Source organism: Micromonospora sp. MP36 (assembly GCF_008119785.1).
Lineage (GTDB): Bacteria > Actinomycetota > Actinomycetes > Mycobacteriales > Micromonosporaceae > Micromonospora.
This window is the reverse complement of record NZ_VSFA01000098.1, coordinates 1-13,211: the sequence shown is the minus strand read 5'-3', so window position 1 is coordinate 13,211 and position 13,211 is coordinate 1. Positions and strand designations below refer to the sequence as shown.

Annotated in this window: 16 protein-coding genes and 2 pseudogenes; 12 read left to right on the top strand and 6 right to left on the bottom strand. The window is 67.6% G+C overall.

The window, feature by feature from the left end; all coding sequences use genetic code 11:
• Positions 1–106: 106 nt before the first annotated feature.
• The gene (locus FXF52_RS33825) at positions 107–496 is read left to right on the top strand and encodes a urate hydroxylase PuuD (protein ID WP_148803310.1); all 390 of its coding nucleotides are present in this window, start codon (positions 107–109) and stop codon (positions 494–496) included.
• 136 nt (positions 497–632) lie between these two features.
• Complete coding sequence (locus FXF52_RS33820) at positions 633–848, top strand: hypothetical protein (RefSeq protein ID WP_148803308.1); 216 nt, start codon at positions 633–635, stop codon at positions 846–848.
• A gap of 313 nt (positions 849–1,161) precedes the next feature.
• Here FXF52_RS33820 and FXF52_RS33815 read toward each other — a convergent pair whose 3' ends face one another.
• Together FXF52_RS33815 and FXF52_RS33810 are read right to left on the bottom strand one after the other, a co-directional pair.
• A complete protein-coding gene (locus FXF52_RS33815; RefSeq protein WP_148803306.1) occupies positions 1,162–1,512 on the bottom strand; it encodes a hypothetical protein in 351 nt (116 codons plus the stop codon).
• Positions 1,513–1,764: 252 nt separating this feature from the next.
• On the bottom strand, positions 1,765–4,083 hold the full coding sequence (locus FXF52_RS33810) for a hypothetical protein (protein ID WP_148803303.1): 2,319 nt from the start codon (positions 4,081–4,083) through the stop codon (positions 1,765–1,767).
• Between the two features lie 423 nt (positions 4,084–4,506).
• Here FXF52_RS33810 and FXF52_RS42060 point away from each other — a divergent pair, with 423 nt between their 5' ends.
• The 6 genes from FXF52_RS42060 (at position 4,507) to FXF52_RS33790 (ending at position 8,791) form a co-directional block, all read left to right on the top strand.
• A complete protein-coding gene (locus FXF52_RS42060; protein WP_187413881.1) occupies positions 4,507–4,965 on the top strand; it encodes a hypothetical protein in 459 nt (152 codons plus the stop codon).
• A gap of 200 nt (positions 4,966–5,165) precedes the next feature.
• Entirely contained in the window at positions 5,166–6,437 is a 1,272-nt protein-coding gene (locus tag FXF52_RS33805) for an SdrD B-like domain-containing protein (RefSeq protein WP_187413880.1), read from the top strand.
• Positions 6,438–6,584: 147 nt separating this feature from the next.
• On the top strand, positions 6,585–6,830 hold the full coding sequence (locus tag FXF52_RS33800) for a hypothetical protein (protein ID WP_148803299.1): 246 nt from the start codon (positions 6,585–6,587) through the stop codon (positions 6,828–6,830).
• Positions 6,831–7,086: 256 nt separating this feature from the next.
• Positions 7,087–7,800: a hypothetical protein gene (locus FXF52_RS43510; RefSeq protein ID WP_255472630.1), complete on the top strand. Its 714-nt coding sequence runs from the start codon at positions 7,087–7,089 to the stop codon at positions 7,798–7,800.
• A complete protein-coding gene (locus FXF52_RS43505; protein WP_255472636.1) occupies positions 7,710–8,402 on the top strand; it encodes a site-specific integrase in 693 nt (230 codons plus the stop codon). The genes FXF52_RS43510 and FXF52_RS43505 overlap by 91 nt, the downstream gene beginning before the upstream one ends.
• Positions 8,396–8,791, top strand: coding sequence for a nuclear transport factor 2 family protein (locus FXF52_RS33790; protein WP_255472629.1), 396 nt, complete (start codon positions 8,396–8,398; stop codon positions 8,789–8,791). Before FXF52_RS43505 ends, FXF52_RS33790 begins: the two co-directional genes overlap by 7 nt.
• 8 nt (positions 8,792–8,799) lie before the next feature.
• Here FXF52_RS33790 and FXF52_RS33785 read toward each other — a convergent pair.
• Positions 8,800–9,273 (bottom strand): annotated as a pseudogene (locus FXF52_RS33785) (IS5 family transposase); the annotation flags it as partial.
• A gap of 192 nt (positions 9,274–9,465) precedes the next feature.
• Between FXF52_RS33785 and FXF52_RS44265 the strand changes: the two are divergent.
• Complete coding sequence (locus FXF52_RS44265; RefSeq protein WP_370518063.1) at positions 9,466–9,696, top strand: transposase; 231 nt, start codon at positions 9,466–9,468, stop codon at positions 9,694–9,696.
• Here the strand turns inward: FXF52_RS44265 and FXF52_RS33780 are convergent.
• Positions 9,599–10,306, bottom strand: a complete 708-nt coding sequence (locus tag FXF52_RS33780; protein WP_148803297.1) for a TetR/AcrR family transcriptional regulator C-terminal domain-containing protein — start codon at positions 10,304–10,306, stop codon at positions 9,599–9,601. The genes FXF52_RS44265 and FXF52_RS33780 overlap by 98 nt on opposite strands.
• A 72-nt stretch (positions 10,307–10,378) precedes the next feature.
• Here FXF52_RS33780 and FXF52_RS33775 point away from each other — a divergent pair, with 72 nt between their 5' ends.
• Together FXF52_RS33775 and FXF52_RS33765 are read left to right on the top strand one after the other, a co-directional pair.
• Positions 10,379–10,627: a hypothetical protein gene (locus FXF52_RS33775; RefSeq protein ID WP_148803295.1), complete on the top strand. Its 249-nt coding sequence runs from the start codon at positions 10,379–10,381 to the stop codon at positions 10,625–10,627.
• Between the two features lie 156 nt (positions 10,628–10,783).
• A pseudogene (locus FXF52_RS33765) lies at positions 10,784–10,954 on the top strand (transposase); the annotation flags it as partial.
• A gap of 439 nt (positions 10,955–11,393) precedes the next feature.
• Here FXF52_RS33765 and FXF52_RS33760 read toward each other — a convergent pair.
• Both FXF52_RS33760 and FXF52_RS33755 read right to left on the bottom strand, forming a co-directional pair.
• Positions 11,394–11,699: a hypothetical protein gene (locus FXF52_RS33760; protein ID WP_148803293.1), complete on the bottom strand. Its 306-nt coding sequence runs from the start codon at positions 11,697–11,699 to the stop codon at positions 11,394–11,396.
• A gap of 168 nt (positions 11,700–11,867) precedes the next feature.
• Positions 11,868–12,047: a hypothetical protein gene (locus tag FXF52_RS33755; RefSeq protein WP_148803292.1), complete on the bottom strand. Its 180-nt coding sequence runs from the start codon at positions 12,045–12,047 to the stop codon at positions 11,868–11,870.
• A gap of 783 nt (positions 12,048–12,830) precedes the next feature.
• On the opposite strand from FXF52_RS33755, the gene FXF52_RS44260 reads away from it, so the two are divergent.
• Positions 12,831–13,211: an NAD(P)-binding domain-containing protein gene (locus FXF52_RS44260; RefSeq protein WP_148803290.1), complete on the top strand. Its 381-nt coding sequence runs from the start codon at positions 12,831–12,833 to the stop codon at positions 13,209–13,211.

Below are 13,211 nucleotides of genomic sequence, written 5' to 3'. Positions count from 1 at the left end.
GTCGCTGGATCTATCGCACCTCAGGTGGCGGACGAGTGTCGCGGATCAGTTGTCGGATCACAATCACAGGAAGCGCTCTGTCCGTCCCACCGCCACGGTCGCCGCCATGTACCGTCTTGACGTGATGGACGCGGCTGGATCAGCCCACGTCGGCGCTCCGTCACCTCGCCGCGGAATCGCATACGGCCTGGCAGGGCACGCCCTCGCCACCCTCGTCTTCCTTGGCGTATTCCTGCTCGACCCCGAAGACCCGGCCGACCGCGCCGCAGCCGCGGTGGGCCTGTCGGTCCTGACCGGTGTAGTCGGATCAGTAGTCACGCTTGGCCTCGCACTCCGCCGTTCAGCACGAGGTCACCGAGACAGGACCCTGGCGGGAATGCTCACGGCGTGGGCCGTGGGCGCAGTCATCGGAGCCATTGCCGCTGGCTTCGTGCTCGTTACGACGTCGGACTGGAGCGATCATTGCCCATGCGAGGCCCCGATCTCGGTATTTTGACAAAGCTGGCGAGGCCAATCCGCTCTGGGAGCACGGGCCACCCGGAGGCCGGTCATTGGACGACGAAGCCGTGACACGAGAGACCTCCTTGGCCTGGCTGACCTCGTCGTGCACGTAATCCTTGACGCGGTAGGTGATGAGGTCGGCGCGGAAGGTCAAGCCCGGCACCTACCAGACGATCACACACCTCAACGGCGGCAGGGTGGGGGGACTACTACTGGGAACGGACCGGCGCCAACGAAAAATCAGGGCCAACAACTTCATCACCTCCGCGAAGAAGGTGATGGTGACGATCCGGTCCTCCGACGAGATGTTCACGTCCCGCAACTGCGGCAACTGGATCCGGGTGTGATCCGAGCGCGGCGCATGTGGGCTCGAGCTGGCCGGCTGGGAAGAGGAGAATACCGACTACGGCGGACGCTTCGAAGAGTACCAACTCGTGCAGCTCCACATCGGCCTTCGCGCTGGCACAACAACCCGGGGCCGGAGCTGCTTTTCCCGCCCGGGCTTGAAGTGGGCAGGTCACCAGGCATGCCGCCGGCGACGCCATCTGCAACTGTCACATCATTTGGCAGCGGCGCGGTAACGGCAGAGCATGATCAGCGCTGTGGTGGCGGCGCCCACCAGTCCAGCGAGCGTCAGCAGCCAAAGCCCGGCACCGACGCTCACCTGGGTGGCGGCGCGCTGATTGCCTTGCCGATCCCCAGCGGATCATCCTCACCGGACATGCTCTCCCGCATCTCCGCCTCTGTCGCCCGCAGATCCACAATCTTCCACACGTCGATTCCGAACAATGCGAGAGCGGCGAGGCCAGCGAAGATCGGCGCGACGATGGGCACGCTCTGACGCCGCAGACTCAACCCGCCATAGGCAGCCACCACGAGGCCGAGTACAACAACGATCCTGCCGTCCTTTCCGTCCATACCGGACAACGACATACTGCCCAAGATCGGGGCGGCGACCTTCGCCCAGGGCATGAACGAGCCAATGACGGCCGCGATGCCCGCAGCCAGCACGACCCATTCGCGGACCGGTCGCGCTGCGGCCGGCGCCAGGGACGACGCACCTTCGGGGACTGATTAGCGGACGGCGAAAGCCGGAAAGGCTGGTCCGATGTTTCGGACCAGCCCTCTGAACTGCTGTTTCACCTTGTTGGGACGGCCGGATTCGAAACGACGACCCCTTGAACTCCAAACGATCGGATTTATGAGGTGGTCCCGGACCCGTGCGAGCTCGGCGGAGCTACTCTTGGCGTCCTTGTGCAACGGCTACGGCGTCAACAGCGGCTCGACGAACGTCACTGACCGTCCGGATGAGCCGACCGCGGGGAGGCGCTCGACCGCGCCGTCGCGTACCGACAGCCGTATTCCGCTCGCGGGTTCGCGCGAAACGTGCCAGGGGTGGTAGCCGAACAGCAGGTGTCCGGTGTCCTCCCAGACCGGCTCCCGATACGTCCTGTGTGGGGATCCCCGGCGGTCCTCAGGCAACCACCACACCTGCGGCTGCAGCGTAGCTCCGGGCTCGATCTGGAACAGCGTAAGCGCTGGCGGTTTGGTGCGTACCATCCACAGCCGGTCACCGCCGGGCGCGAGTCGGGCCGTCAGGTCGACCGGCATCGTCACCGTCGTCCCGTCCTGCCGGACCACGGTGACCCCCTCCGCCATCCGCGCACTGCCGATGCCGGTGAGCGGGTCGACCTGCTGCACCGGGTGCGCGCACCGCTTCGGATCAGTGCCCGACGTCCACCGCATTGTGGCCCAGCGGGCCTGGTGGTCGGCAAAGAAGACCGTGTCGCGGTACGCCCCGACAAGGCTGATCCCCCGGTCGTCCGGCCACGGCATGGTCTCCACTGGGCCGCCGGCAAGGTCGATCACCCGCAGCCGGTACCGCGACACCCGCCGGCGATGTTCGCTGTCGACCACCGCCACCCGCCGGCCGTCGCCCAGCAGCACGACGCCCGGCATCCGCACGTCGTCGATCTCGGTTACCTCGCCGGCCGCGGAAACCAACCGGGCCGGGTGCCCGTCGCTCAGCACAAGCACACCGTGCCGGGTTTGGAGTGCCCGGCTCCAGCGGGCGGCTTCGAGTCGGGCCAGGTCCACCCGCGCGCCGTCGCGCCACGTGACCACGGTGCCGTTCGCCTCGATGACCCCGGCCCGTGGCGGCGCGCCGAACGGCGGGCCGGGCGGCTCCTCCCGGTTACGCTGCGGGAACATCACTCGCAGCCCGCGACTGTCCATTGCGTCGCCCGCCAACCGCCCCGCCGCGCTTGACAGAAAGCTTCGAGTCGGCGGGCCGCCCGCATTCTGCGCCGGACCGGACAACATCGGCGGGGCCACCGACATCCTGCTCGGTGTCCGCCGCGCGGTCGGCGCGGCTGGCGCGGTCGGCGCGGCTGGCGCGGTCGGCGCCGGTTTCGGGCGTCGGCCCAGCCACAGTCGCAGTGGCTCCTCGCCGTCGGCGTGCAGCAGCCCGGTCCGCTCCGCGAAGGCCAGCCCGTCGTGCAGCGCTGCCTCGCTCACCAGCAGCCGCTCGGCCAGCTCGGCGGCCGTGGTCTCCAGCGGTGCCCGGGATGCCCACCTCAGCACCGCATGGAGATCCTCGGCCAGGCGGCCGTACCGGCTGCGGGCGTCCTGCAGCCGGACGGCCCGGACCCGGTCGGGCGGCAACGACAGCACTGTGTCCACCCGGGCCGGCCGCCCGGCGCGGTAACCGTCCGGGCCCTCGCGAACCAGGATGCCGGCGGCCGCCAGTAGCGGCAGCACGTCGCGCTTGCGGCGCACCGGCGGCACGCCCAGCTCGGCAGCGATCTCGTCAAGCCGGCGCTGCTGCCCGGCCAGTCGAGCCACCACCTCCGCGCGCTGGGCAGCGTTGCGCTGGTCGAGATCGGCGTGGCCGGTAGTCAACGGCTCCCGCGGCGGTTGCCACAACGGCGCGTCGAGCCAACCCTGCGGGCGCGAATGCTCACGGCCCCAGTCGTCGATGTGCTCCGCGGTCACCGGCCCGCCATGCTCACGGGCGGCGGCGTTGACGATGGCAGCCAGCTCCATCGGTTCGTACTGCAGCTCGGACTGCCAGCCGTTGTAACCCGGGCCGACGGCGGGCCGGGCACGCGCCAGCCAGACCGGCGGCTCAGGTGCCTCATCCCGCCAGAACCGCAGCAACCAGCGGTCCCCGAACCCGTCCTCGGTGTCGCCTCGGCGGCGTGCCACCCGGACCCGGTAGCAGCCGGCGCCGCCCAGCTCGAGGTCAACCGGACCGCCGCCGCCGGTCAGCACTGTCAACGACAACCCACCGGAACTCGCGCGATAGGGCGTCTCCAGCACCTCGTCGAAGCCTGCGGGGTCAGCTGGAGGCGGACCATCGTGCAGCTCCAGCCGCACCACGTGATACCCGTCGCCAGCCTGACAGGTGATCCAGCCGAAGCCGGCTCCGGCGAACGTGCCAACCGGCTCATCTTCACGCCCACAGTCGCGCGGTAGCTCCTGATCGTCGCCCGACTCCCCCGGCCCGTCCGGGTCCCGCAGGACGACGAGTCCATATTCAGGAGAGTATTCGTCGTCCTCGAACGCCCGTACGACGGCCACGGCGGTCAACCTAGCAGAATCCGACCGCAACCATGAGCCGGCAGCGGGGCAGAAGGCCTCGCCGCCACGGCGTGACCGAACCATGCGGAGGAACCCCGCGACGACCAGGACCAGACCAAACGCGCCGACCACGCGGATCATCGCTCTCCCGCAACCCTCGGTTGCTAAGGTCCCGGCTTTCCGGTATCGGCAATGGCCATTGGTTATCGGGCCAGACGCCCGAGGTCCCTCCCATCGTGCCGAGTGGGTGCAGTTGGCCGGTCATCGCCGACAGGGCGTCAGCGACGGCATGTAGATCGGCTTTGATGTACGTAGTGGTGGACGATCCTGAGCTGTCGGTGTGGCCGGCGTAGGCACGGGCTACCGGTAGCCGCACCGTGACGCGGCCCCTCCGGTCGGCCGCAACCGCCTAAACTCCCAGCCATGCGGCGGGTTGTGGCGTACCTCGGTGTACTGCTGACCCTGACGGGCTGCACGCTCGGTGAGGTCCTGGCTCCCGGTCCCGACACGTCCAGATGGGCCGATCTGTCCGCGCCTACGATTGTCGGCGTATGGCGCGGCAGCCAGGGCGATCGCCTGGAGTTCACCGATTCCGGCGAGTTCTACGGCGACGACGTCAAGTACATGTTCGCTGGCCACCAGGTCGAGGGCATCATCGATCTCAGTCAGGACACCGCGCCCGGGTCCGGGCGGTGGGAACTGACCGCGGCGTGGGCAGCCGAGGACAAGAAGTCCTTCGTCGACCTCACCTTCGACGGGGTCGGCAGGAATCGGGGCCCGCGAGCGGTAGGCATAGGTGCGGGACCGCACGTTGGCGCGGGGCCGCCCATACCACTGCGGGTGCCGGTCGCCGTCGACACGGTACCGATCTGGCGCGGATAGGCGGTCGAGTCCAAGTGGGTCTCATAGGGGCCAACTCCGTCGTAGCTGGTGGATCAGCACAACGTCGGCACATCGACCGGTGTGACGTTCTGGATCGGCGTGTCGCTATATTCGGTATAGCCGGTGTTGATCTTTCGATCAAACCGGCCTGTCCGAGAGGTGTCGAACGCACCAGGCACCCCCTCGAACCAGGGAGTTGCATGTCCATCCTCCGGCGACGCCCAGGCGCGTCCCTCGCGCTGATCGCCCTATCCGCCAGTCTCGGCGCGGTGGCCACCGCCGTACCCGCGTCAGCCGCCCTGAACCGGGCGGATCTCTCCATCGATCTCACTGTCAGCCCCACGCGGATCCCGCTGAACGGCAAGCTCGTCACCGCTGACATCCACGTCGCGAACGCGGGGGCCGCGATCGCGGACGGCATCGCGTTGACGATCGAGACTCCCGCCCCCATCTCCGGCGAGGGCCTCGCCACGGATTCGCCCTGGCAGTGCGTCCTGGGCCAGCCAATCCAGTGCACCCACCCTGCCCTGGCGGCCGGGGAGAGCGCGACCCCGCTCAGCCTCCCGATCCGGCTCAGCGAGGGCAGCGACGGCCAGTCGGTGGCCATCACCGCGATCGGTACGACCACCAGCCGCGAGTCGTCCACCAAGAACAACTTCGACAGTCAGTCGGTAACCTACGACGCGAGCATCGTCTACCCGGACCTGTACGTCGAGAGCGCCGTACCAATCCCCGGCTACCAGGTGATCGAGGGCGACTGGGTCAAGTACCCGATGCGGTTCGGCAACGCCGGCAACATCGCCGCCGACGACGTACGGGCCCACGTCGTCGCCGCGCCCGGCCTGTTTGGAGGCGTGGGTAACCAGTCCGACCCGTCCTGGCAGTGCAGCACCATCGTGGACGGTCAGGAGTGGGACTGCGTCAACGGCCCCCTCGCGGTCGGCGCGATGACGCCGGTCCTCTCCTTCAGCGGGAGAGTGCCCGCAGGCGGCCAGCCCGGAGAACGGCTGCCGGTTACCGTGACGCTCTCCACCAGCATCCCCGACGAGGACCCGGCCCGCAGCGTGTACGAGGGTGGCTTCGAATACGGAACCCCTGCGTACATCAGCGGGCGGGTCTGGCTCGACGCCGACCAGAACGGCCAGCGGGACGCCGAGGAGAGCAACACGCCAGAACTGGACCAGCTCAGCGTCTCCCTCCTGCCGGCGGACGCCAATGCCCCAGTCAGCGTATCGGTGAATGCCGACGGCACGTACCGGATGCCGGTGCACGCCGGCCAGTATCAAGTTGAGGCCGCTGTCACTGGGGGCTCATACCGCTTCACTACGCCGGACGTCGGCGACGACGCCACCGACTCCGACGTACAGGTCACATACGATTCCTCGGACTACATGACGGCACAGAGTGATCCGGTAAATATCGCGGAGGGCGGCGAAGCGATCCTCGACATCGGCCTCATAACCGTCGGCTGAACCGCATTCCGTCGACCCATTAGCTCGGGCGGCCCCGACGGGATTCGATCCCGTCGGGGCCGTGCCGTCTCAGCGCCTTGGCCCTGGGGACCAGCGGGGCAGGCTGGATCGCGTAGTCGATTGCCAGGCCATCTGAGCTGCGGGTTCATGGGAGGGCTGGAGGCGGGTGAGATCGCATCGGTGCTCATGGAGTTCTCTACGTTTCATGACTCCGAGAAGGACCTCACCACCGATGTCGTCATTGGCGATCCGATAAGGCTACCGCCCAACCGCGAGACCAAAATCGCCCGAAAAATAGAGACGATTATCAACATTGAAGATCGGCGCAGACCAGTCAGTAACACGCGCGAGCTTCGAAACGCGACCCTCGGATGGGTTCTGGCGCACGGCTGACAGGAAACTACTACCCCTTCCGTCCCGATCCCTGACCACAAACAGAACCGCAGCACTCTTATCGTCCCAAACCACTCGTAATCGATCAGAATCGTGAACCAGGGCGGAAGTGGCTTCCGCCCCAATGTCCCTGCGTCAGGGTGTGGCCACCATCGACAAAGGGAGAGAAGTGATGAAAAGCCTCGGTGCGATCGTGAAGCGGTGCGGCTGCCTGGACCCGGTCACGAGGCGCGCACTGGGCAGACGCTGCCCCGGCTTGTCTCGGCCTGGTCACGGGAGCTGGTATTTCCACTGCTCCACCCGCAATGTGCTCGGTCAGGCGGAGCGGGTACGCCGGGGTGGGTACGTGTCGGAGGCGGCCGCGCGGAAGGCCCGCGACGAGTTCCTGGTCCTGTCGCGCGAGCAGCAGGCTGGCAGGTCGTGGACGGTCGACAGGTGGTTGCGGTACTGGTTGTCGACGAGGACCCGGATCCGGCCGACGACGAAGATGCACTACACCCGCGACGTCGAACGCTTCCTCATCCCCTACATCGGGCACCTGATCCTGGGGGAGCTGACCTCCCGGCAGCTCAACACGGCGTTCACGCAGATCGCCGCCACCCGCAACCGGTCCGGACAACCCCAGACACCCTGCACGCTGCAGCACATTCACACCACGCTGCGCACCGCGCTCAACGCCGCGGTCCGTGAGGGCCTGCTCGTGGACAACCCGGCCCGGCGGGTCGAACTGCCCGCCCGGGAACGTCCCCTGGCGCAGCTGTGGACCGAAGCGCGGGTCGCCGAGTGGGAAGCCACCGGCCAGCGGCCGTCCGTCGCGGTGTGGACCCGGCCCAGCTCGCCGCGTTCCTCGACTACGTCCGCGACGACAACCTATTCGCCCTGTGGTGGCTTGTCGCCCTACGCGGCCTACGCCGCGGCGAAGCCGCCGGCCTCCGCTGGACCGAGATCGACCTACAAGCCCGCCAACTAGCGGTCGTGCGGCAACGCACCACCGCCGGCTACGACGTCCACGAAGGCCCACCCAAGTCCGCGACCAGCCGCCGCACCATCGCCCTGGACCGGCACACCGTACGAATCCTGCGCCGCCACGCCGAACGGCAACGCCAACACCGCGCCGTACGCGCCGGCGCTGGGAAGGTCTGCCACGACAGTGGCTACGTGTTCACCAGCCCCGACGGCCTACCCGTCCATCCCGGCTACCTCACCCAGCGCCTGCGGCTCCTGGTCGACCGGGCCGGGCTACCGCCGATCCGGCTGCACGACCTCCGGCACGGTGCCGCCACCCTCGCCCACACCGCCGGCGCCGATCTCAAGACCATCCAGCACCAGCTCGGCCACGCCACCATCCGCATCACCGCCGACACCTACACCACGAGCCTGCCCGTCACCCAGCACAAGGCCGCCGAAGCTCGTCCACGATGCCTATGGTGGCGTGAGGGCGCTGCCCGAATGCCGGACGTTCGTACACCCGTGAACCGCGCGCTACCCAGCGATACGGTGAATCGGCGCGGCCGACGCTCGGACATGTCGACGAGCGTGTGTTCTGCCGCAGGCAGATCAGCCTGGTGGTGATCGACCAGAGCCGTGAAACTCACGGCATGGGATCCCAGGAGCCAGCAGCTCAACATGAGCAGCTCAGGTCGCTCTACGCGGCTTTCAACCGACGGGACATTCCTGCCGTGCTGGCCGCGCTCGCGCCCGACGTGTCGTGGCCGAACGGGTGGGAGGGTGGCATCGTACGCGGCCACGACCAGGTCCGCGCCTATTGGAGGCGCCAGTGGGCAGCGATAGACCCCGTCGTAGTGCCCACCGCATTCCATACCGAGGACGACGGTCGTGTCACCGTCACCGTGCACCAGGTGGTGCGTACGCTGCAAGGCCTTGTTGTCGCTGATCAACTGGTGAAGCACGTCTACCGCTTCACTGACGGCCTCATCGTGGACATGGAGATCCAGGATTGACGGTTCCTTAGGACCTTCTGGCCCTGCTCACAGGCCAGGTGCGTTTTGGTGGTCAGCCCGCCACGGGAACGGCCCAGCGCGTGATCGGCCGGCTCGTCGTGCACCCCACCGGGCGGTTCCTTCTGCAGGTGGCCGTCCTTTCGGGCGGCGGCGGCGTGCTGATGGGCGCGCTGGTCATCGAGTCCACGCTCACCGTCCACCCGATGCGGCCCTGCGCGTCACCGGCGGCCTGCAGCGCCGACAGGAGCTTGTCCCAGGTTCCGTCTCGCTGCCAGCGGCGGAACAGGCCGTAGACGGTGGGCCAGGGCGCGTACTCGGCGGGGACGTCACGCCACGGCGCGCCGATCCGGATCCGCCACCGGACCCCATCGATGAGCTGCCGTTTCTTCCACTTTCGGCGGACGACCGTTACTCGACACGGCAGGCAGCAGCGGAGCGAGCCGCTGCCACTGCGCGTCGGTGAGATCGTGCCGCCTCGTCACCGCTAAGGTGGCCTCAGTGTCACGCTGGCGTGGTCACCGCTTCCGGTGGTAGATCGACTCCGGTCGTGGAGTGACTCCTAAGGTGGCTGCCGCCTCCGGGTTGGCTATCTCGTGAATCGTCCACCACGACCGGAGTCGGTCCGGCCGGCGTGACTTGATAGGAGAACGAGGCCACGTCCTCCCGACTGAGGAATGTCCGCCGACCGGACCTTCATCCGCCATCCGGTGAAGGAGACGAGGTCCATGGTCGTAGTCGGGATCGATCCACACAAACACAGCCACACCGCCGTCGCTGTCGATCACAATGGCCAACGGCTCGCGCAGATCACTGTCGGCAACAGTGTCCCTGAGTTAATCCGGTTGCTGGACTGGACGCGCCGCCTGGTCGCCCCGGTGGGCGGTCGAGGACTGTCCCGGCTTTGACCGCGGCGCCCTCGATGACCACCTCTAGACAGTCGCGGAACAGGTCGTCCACGGTGCGACCGGGTTGGAAGTATTCGGCGATGGCGGCGACCGCGGTCGGGTGCTGTTCGGCGAATGTGGCCATGTCGAAGTTTTTCAGAGCGTCCGCGTCCGGGCGGGGGGCCTGTTCTTCGAGGACGTGGCCGACCGTGAAGCGCTCGACGGTCAGAACGATCACGCGGGCCTGTCGCAGCGGGATGCCGCGTGCCACCAGGGTGCTCATGGCCAGTTCGGAGATCGCTGCCATTGTGAGGGAGAGCTGGGAGGCGGAGATGACCCGGGCGCCGTCCGGATGGGCGAGCAGCGCTCGGCGCAGCCGCTCGGCGAGGCCGCTTAGCCAGTCCTGCCAGTGCTGATCCGGCTCGGGCGGTGACATATCACCGAACTGCTGGTCGAGGATCGCGTCGGCAATCGCGGTGACCAGGGCCGCCTTGTTGGGCAGATGCCAGTAGAGGGTCGGCGACTGCACACCTAGCCGCGCGGCGAGTTTGCGCGTCGTCACGCCGTCGAGACCCTCGGCGTCCAGCAGGGCGACTGCCTCGGCGACGATCCGCTGTCGGTCTAGCGCCAATTTCGGTACCTCCCGTCGGCACTCTATCAGTGCTAAAGTCTCTCTATCATCGATAGAGAGACGGAGACGACGATGACCAACAAGCGCTCGTTCGGCAGCCTGCTGCACTGGGCGACCCATCGCATTCCCGGAGTGCCCGCGCACGCCGAGTGGCTGGCCGGACACCAGGGCACGGCGGTCCACGGCCGCGCGCGGCGCCCCGCCGGCGTCGCGGCTCACCCTTCGCTGAACCACCGGTGGAACCACTGGCCCGCCCGCCTTCCCCGGTTCATGCCGGCGTGGCAGCGTCGGATCGCGGCGTTCTTCAGCCGGGAGCTGTGATGAAGGCCGCGGTGTTGCACGAGATCGGTGGCATCCCTCGCTACGAGGACTTCCCGGACCCCGTGGCCGGCGACGACGAGGTGGTCATTGACGTGAAGGCGGTCGCGGTCGAGAACGTCGACAAGCGCATCGCGGCCGGCACGCACTACGCGAGCCAGTGGGCGACCACCCGCCTTCGACAAGGCGATCTACCGCAAGCGCAATGTGGTGGAACGCTGCTTCAACCGCCTCAAGCAGTGGCGAGACCTGGCCACCCGCTACGCCAAACGCGCATCCCTCTACCGGGCCAGCCTGGTCCTCATCGCCGCCATCATCTGGCTTCCATGATCGGCAGGACAGGCCCTAGTTGATTGCGGCGGCGGTAGCCGCCGGCCCGGCCCAGGCCTGCTGGCGACCTCCGGCCGGCATCGGCCAAGCATACGAGGGAGCAGCGTGCCAGAACCATGCCAGTCGGTCGGTCGCGCCGGGTGATTGACGGGGACTGTTGGGGAGAGTGACCGCTTGGCCGCACGATCACCGCAGGCTTGCGGATTCGAGAGCCCCTGGCAGTGTGGGGGTCGCCCATCGCATCCGCAGCTGACATCAATCCAGGCGACCATCGGCTAACAACAGCGGACGGATCAGAGGGACGTCGTGGACGGCTGCGGACGCCGTGGCCGTCGCCGGATGTGCCTTGCAATCGAGGGGTAAGGGGAACCGCTTGGTCGGCCCGATGACCAGGCCGACCGGGACTTCCTTACCTGTCGTTGGTGAACTGGCGGGGACGTCAACGAGCGGGACGTATGTCGCTCGATGAGTCGGTTACTTCGATGTCCCAGCGCTTGCCGAAGGCGTTAGTGCCGGCCAGCAGGATCCGGCCGAAGCCCTCCGGCACCGCGGGATCCAGCACGAGTTGCCCGTCGCGGGCGTCGACGCCCAACACCGTGCGCAGAAACAGCAGCGGAGCCCCGCTTGCCCAGGCCTGCGGGTTGTAGGCGGTCGGGTAGCGCACGGGCACCCGGCTGAACTCCAGTTCGTAGCCGGAGAAGGCCTCGGGTAGCCGGAAGTCGGAACATCGGGAGGCGTCGAGCATCGCGGTGATTATGCGGTTGGCCTCGTCGCGGTATCCATAGCGGGCGAGGCCGTGGGCGATCAGGGAGTTGTCGTGCGGCCAGGCGCATGTGGTAGCCGATCGGGTTGTAGCCGCGTTCGGCGGTAGACACGGTGCGCACGCCCCAGCCCGAGAACATCTCGTCGGACATCAACTGCCGGGCGACTCGCCGGTCCGGACCTCATGGATGATCTTCCCGGGCTCCTCGTCCCGGAAGTCATCGACCTCGTCGCCCTGATACTTGGCGAGGGTACGTAGGGCACCGCGGGTCAGGCGTGGGCCGAAGCAGACTGTCTGGTAGGCGGTGATCAGAGAATGCCGGCCGAACATGCCGAGGAATCAGGGCAGGCCAGCGGCCGGGAAATCCATCACCTGGCCACCAAGGTCGGCCTGGATGCGCAGCGCCACCAAGTCGTCGACGGACTTCTCGAAACGTCCTGTAGCACCTGGTAATCCGCCTGCAGGGTCGGCGCGGCAGCCCGCCAGCGATGCGCCGGGTCGTTCCTGTCGCCGTCGAAGACCTCCTGGAACTCGCGTGAGGTCAGATACGTGTTGGGAGCAGGCCCGTGGAAACACGGGATGATCAGCTCGCAGCTCCACTTCTCTCCGGGCTCCAGGCTCAGGGTCCCAGACCAGTTCGTCGCCTTCCACCCGGTCGGCCGCCGGCTCGATCTGCACCTCCACAAGGGCTGCCGTAGGTGCCGCCCGAGCCATCGAAGAGCTTCCTGGCCTCGGCTGCCAGCCGGGCACGCCGATCATCACGGGGCATTGGCGGCCGGTCACGCCATTCTAGAACCACGACTCGGACACCCCAGCGCCCGGCAGGCCACCGCGTGCGGCACGTCATGCTCGGGTCCTCTAGGAAGCGATGAACGGCCACGCTCACCGGCCCGTCAACTCCCTTGACCCACAGGACCACTGATCGCTTGAGGACCTCACGCTCCAACGCCAGTTCGGCGTCTCCTGCCGCAACCGGGCCAGCCCCACCCGCTCATCCTCGGCTAGTTGCCCGGCAGCGGCCTCACCGCGACTCTCGCGGTCCCTCTTCACGCTTGACCATGACCATACTTTGCGAGTTGACCTAAAGTAAGGTTGATGTTTTAGGGTAAGATCATGATCGAAGTCAAGGGGCCAGCATCGAGGGTCGCGGTCATTGGCACCGGGGCCATCGGCCGTGCGGTGGTACATCGACTGCTTGCGGGTGGGCGCGACGTTACGGTGTGGAACCGTACCGAAAGTCGTACGACCGAGCTGGTGGCCGCGGGCGCACGGCCAGGGCGCTCCGTCCGGGAGGCGGTATCGTCCAGCACCCTCGCCCTCCTGACCCTCAAGGACTACACAGCGGTCCAGCAATGTCTCACTCAGCTAGACATGGGCTTGTCCGGGCAGACGATCGTCGGGATGTACACCGGCACCGCCAGCGAAGCGCGACAAGCTGCCCAGTGGGCACCTGGGCGGACGCCTCGGCCGCCTCGTCGAGGATGTCGTGCTTGA

What these genes read in the sequence shown, in the direction of transcription:
- FXF52_RS33825 (WP_148803310.1), top strand. Translation starts at nt 107, where the DNA reads ATGTACCGTCTTGACGTGATGGACGCGGCTGGATCAGCCCACGTCGGC.
- FXF52_RS33820 (WP_148803308.1), top strand. Translation starts at nt 633, where the DNA reads ATGAGGTCGGCGCGGAAGGTCAAGCCCGGCACCTACCAGACGATCACA.
- FXF52_RS42060 (WP_187413881.1), top strand. Translation starts at nt 4,507, where the DNA reads ATGCGGCGGGTTGTGGCGTACCTCGGTGTACTGCTGACCCTGACGGGC.
- FXF52_RS33805 (WP_187413880.1), top strand. Translation starts at nt 5,166, where the DNA reads ATGTCCATCCTCCGGCGACGCCCAGGCGCGTCCCTCGCGCTGATCGCC.
- FXF52_RS33800 (WP_148803299.1), top strand. Translation starts at nt 6,585, where the DNA reads ATGGGAGGGCTGGAGGCGGGTGAGATCGCATCGGTGCTCATGGAGTTC.
- FXF52_RS44265 (WP_370518063.1), top strand. Translation starts at nt 9,466, where the DNA reads ATGTCCGCCGACCGGACCTTCATCCGCCATCCGGTGAAGGAGACGAGG.
- FXF52_RS33775 (WP_148803295.1), top strand. Translation starts at nt 10,379, where the DNA reads ATGACCAACAAGCGCTCGTTCGGCAGCCTGCTGCACTGGGCGACCCAT.
- FXF52_RS33760 (WP_148803293.1), bottom strand. Translation starts at nt 11,699, where the DNA reads ATGCTCGACGCCTCCCGATGTTCCGACTTCCGGCTACCCGAGGCCTTC.
- FXF52_RS33755 (WP_148803292.1), bottom strand. Translation starts at nt 12,047, where the DNA reads ATGTTCGGCCGGCATTCTCTGATCACCGCCTACCAGACAGTCTGCTTC.
- FXF52_RS44260 (WP_148803290.1), top strand. Translation starts at nt 12,831, where the DNA reads ATGATCGAAGTCAAGGGGCCAGCATCGAGGGTCGCGGTCATTGGCACC.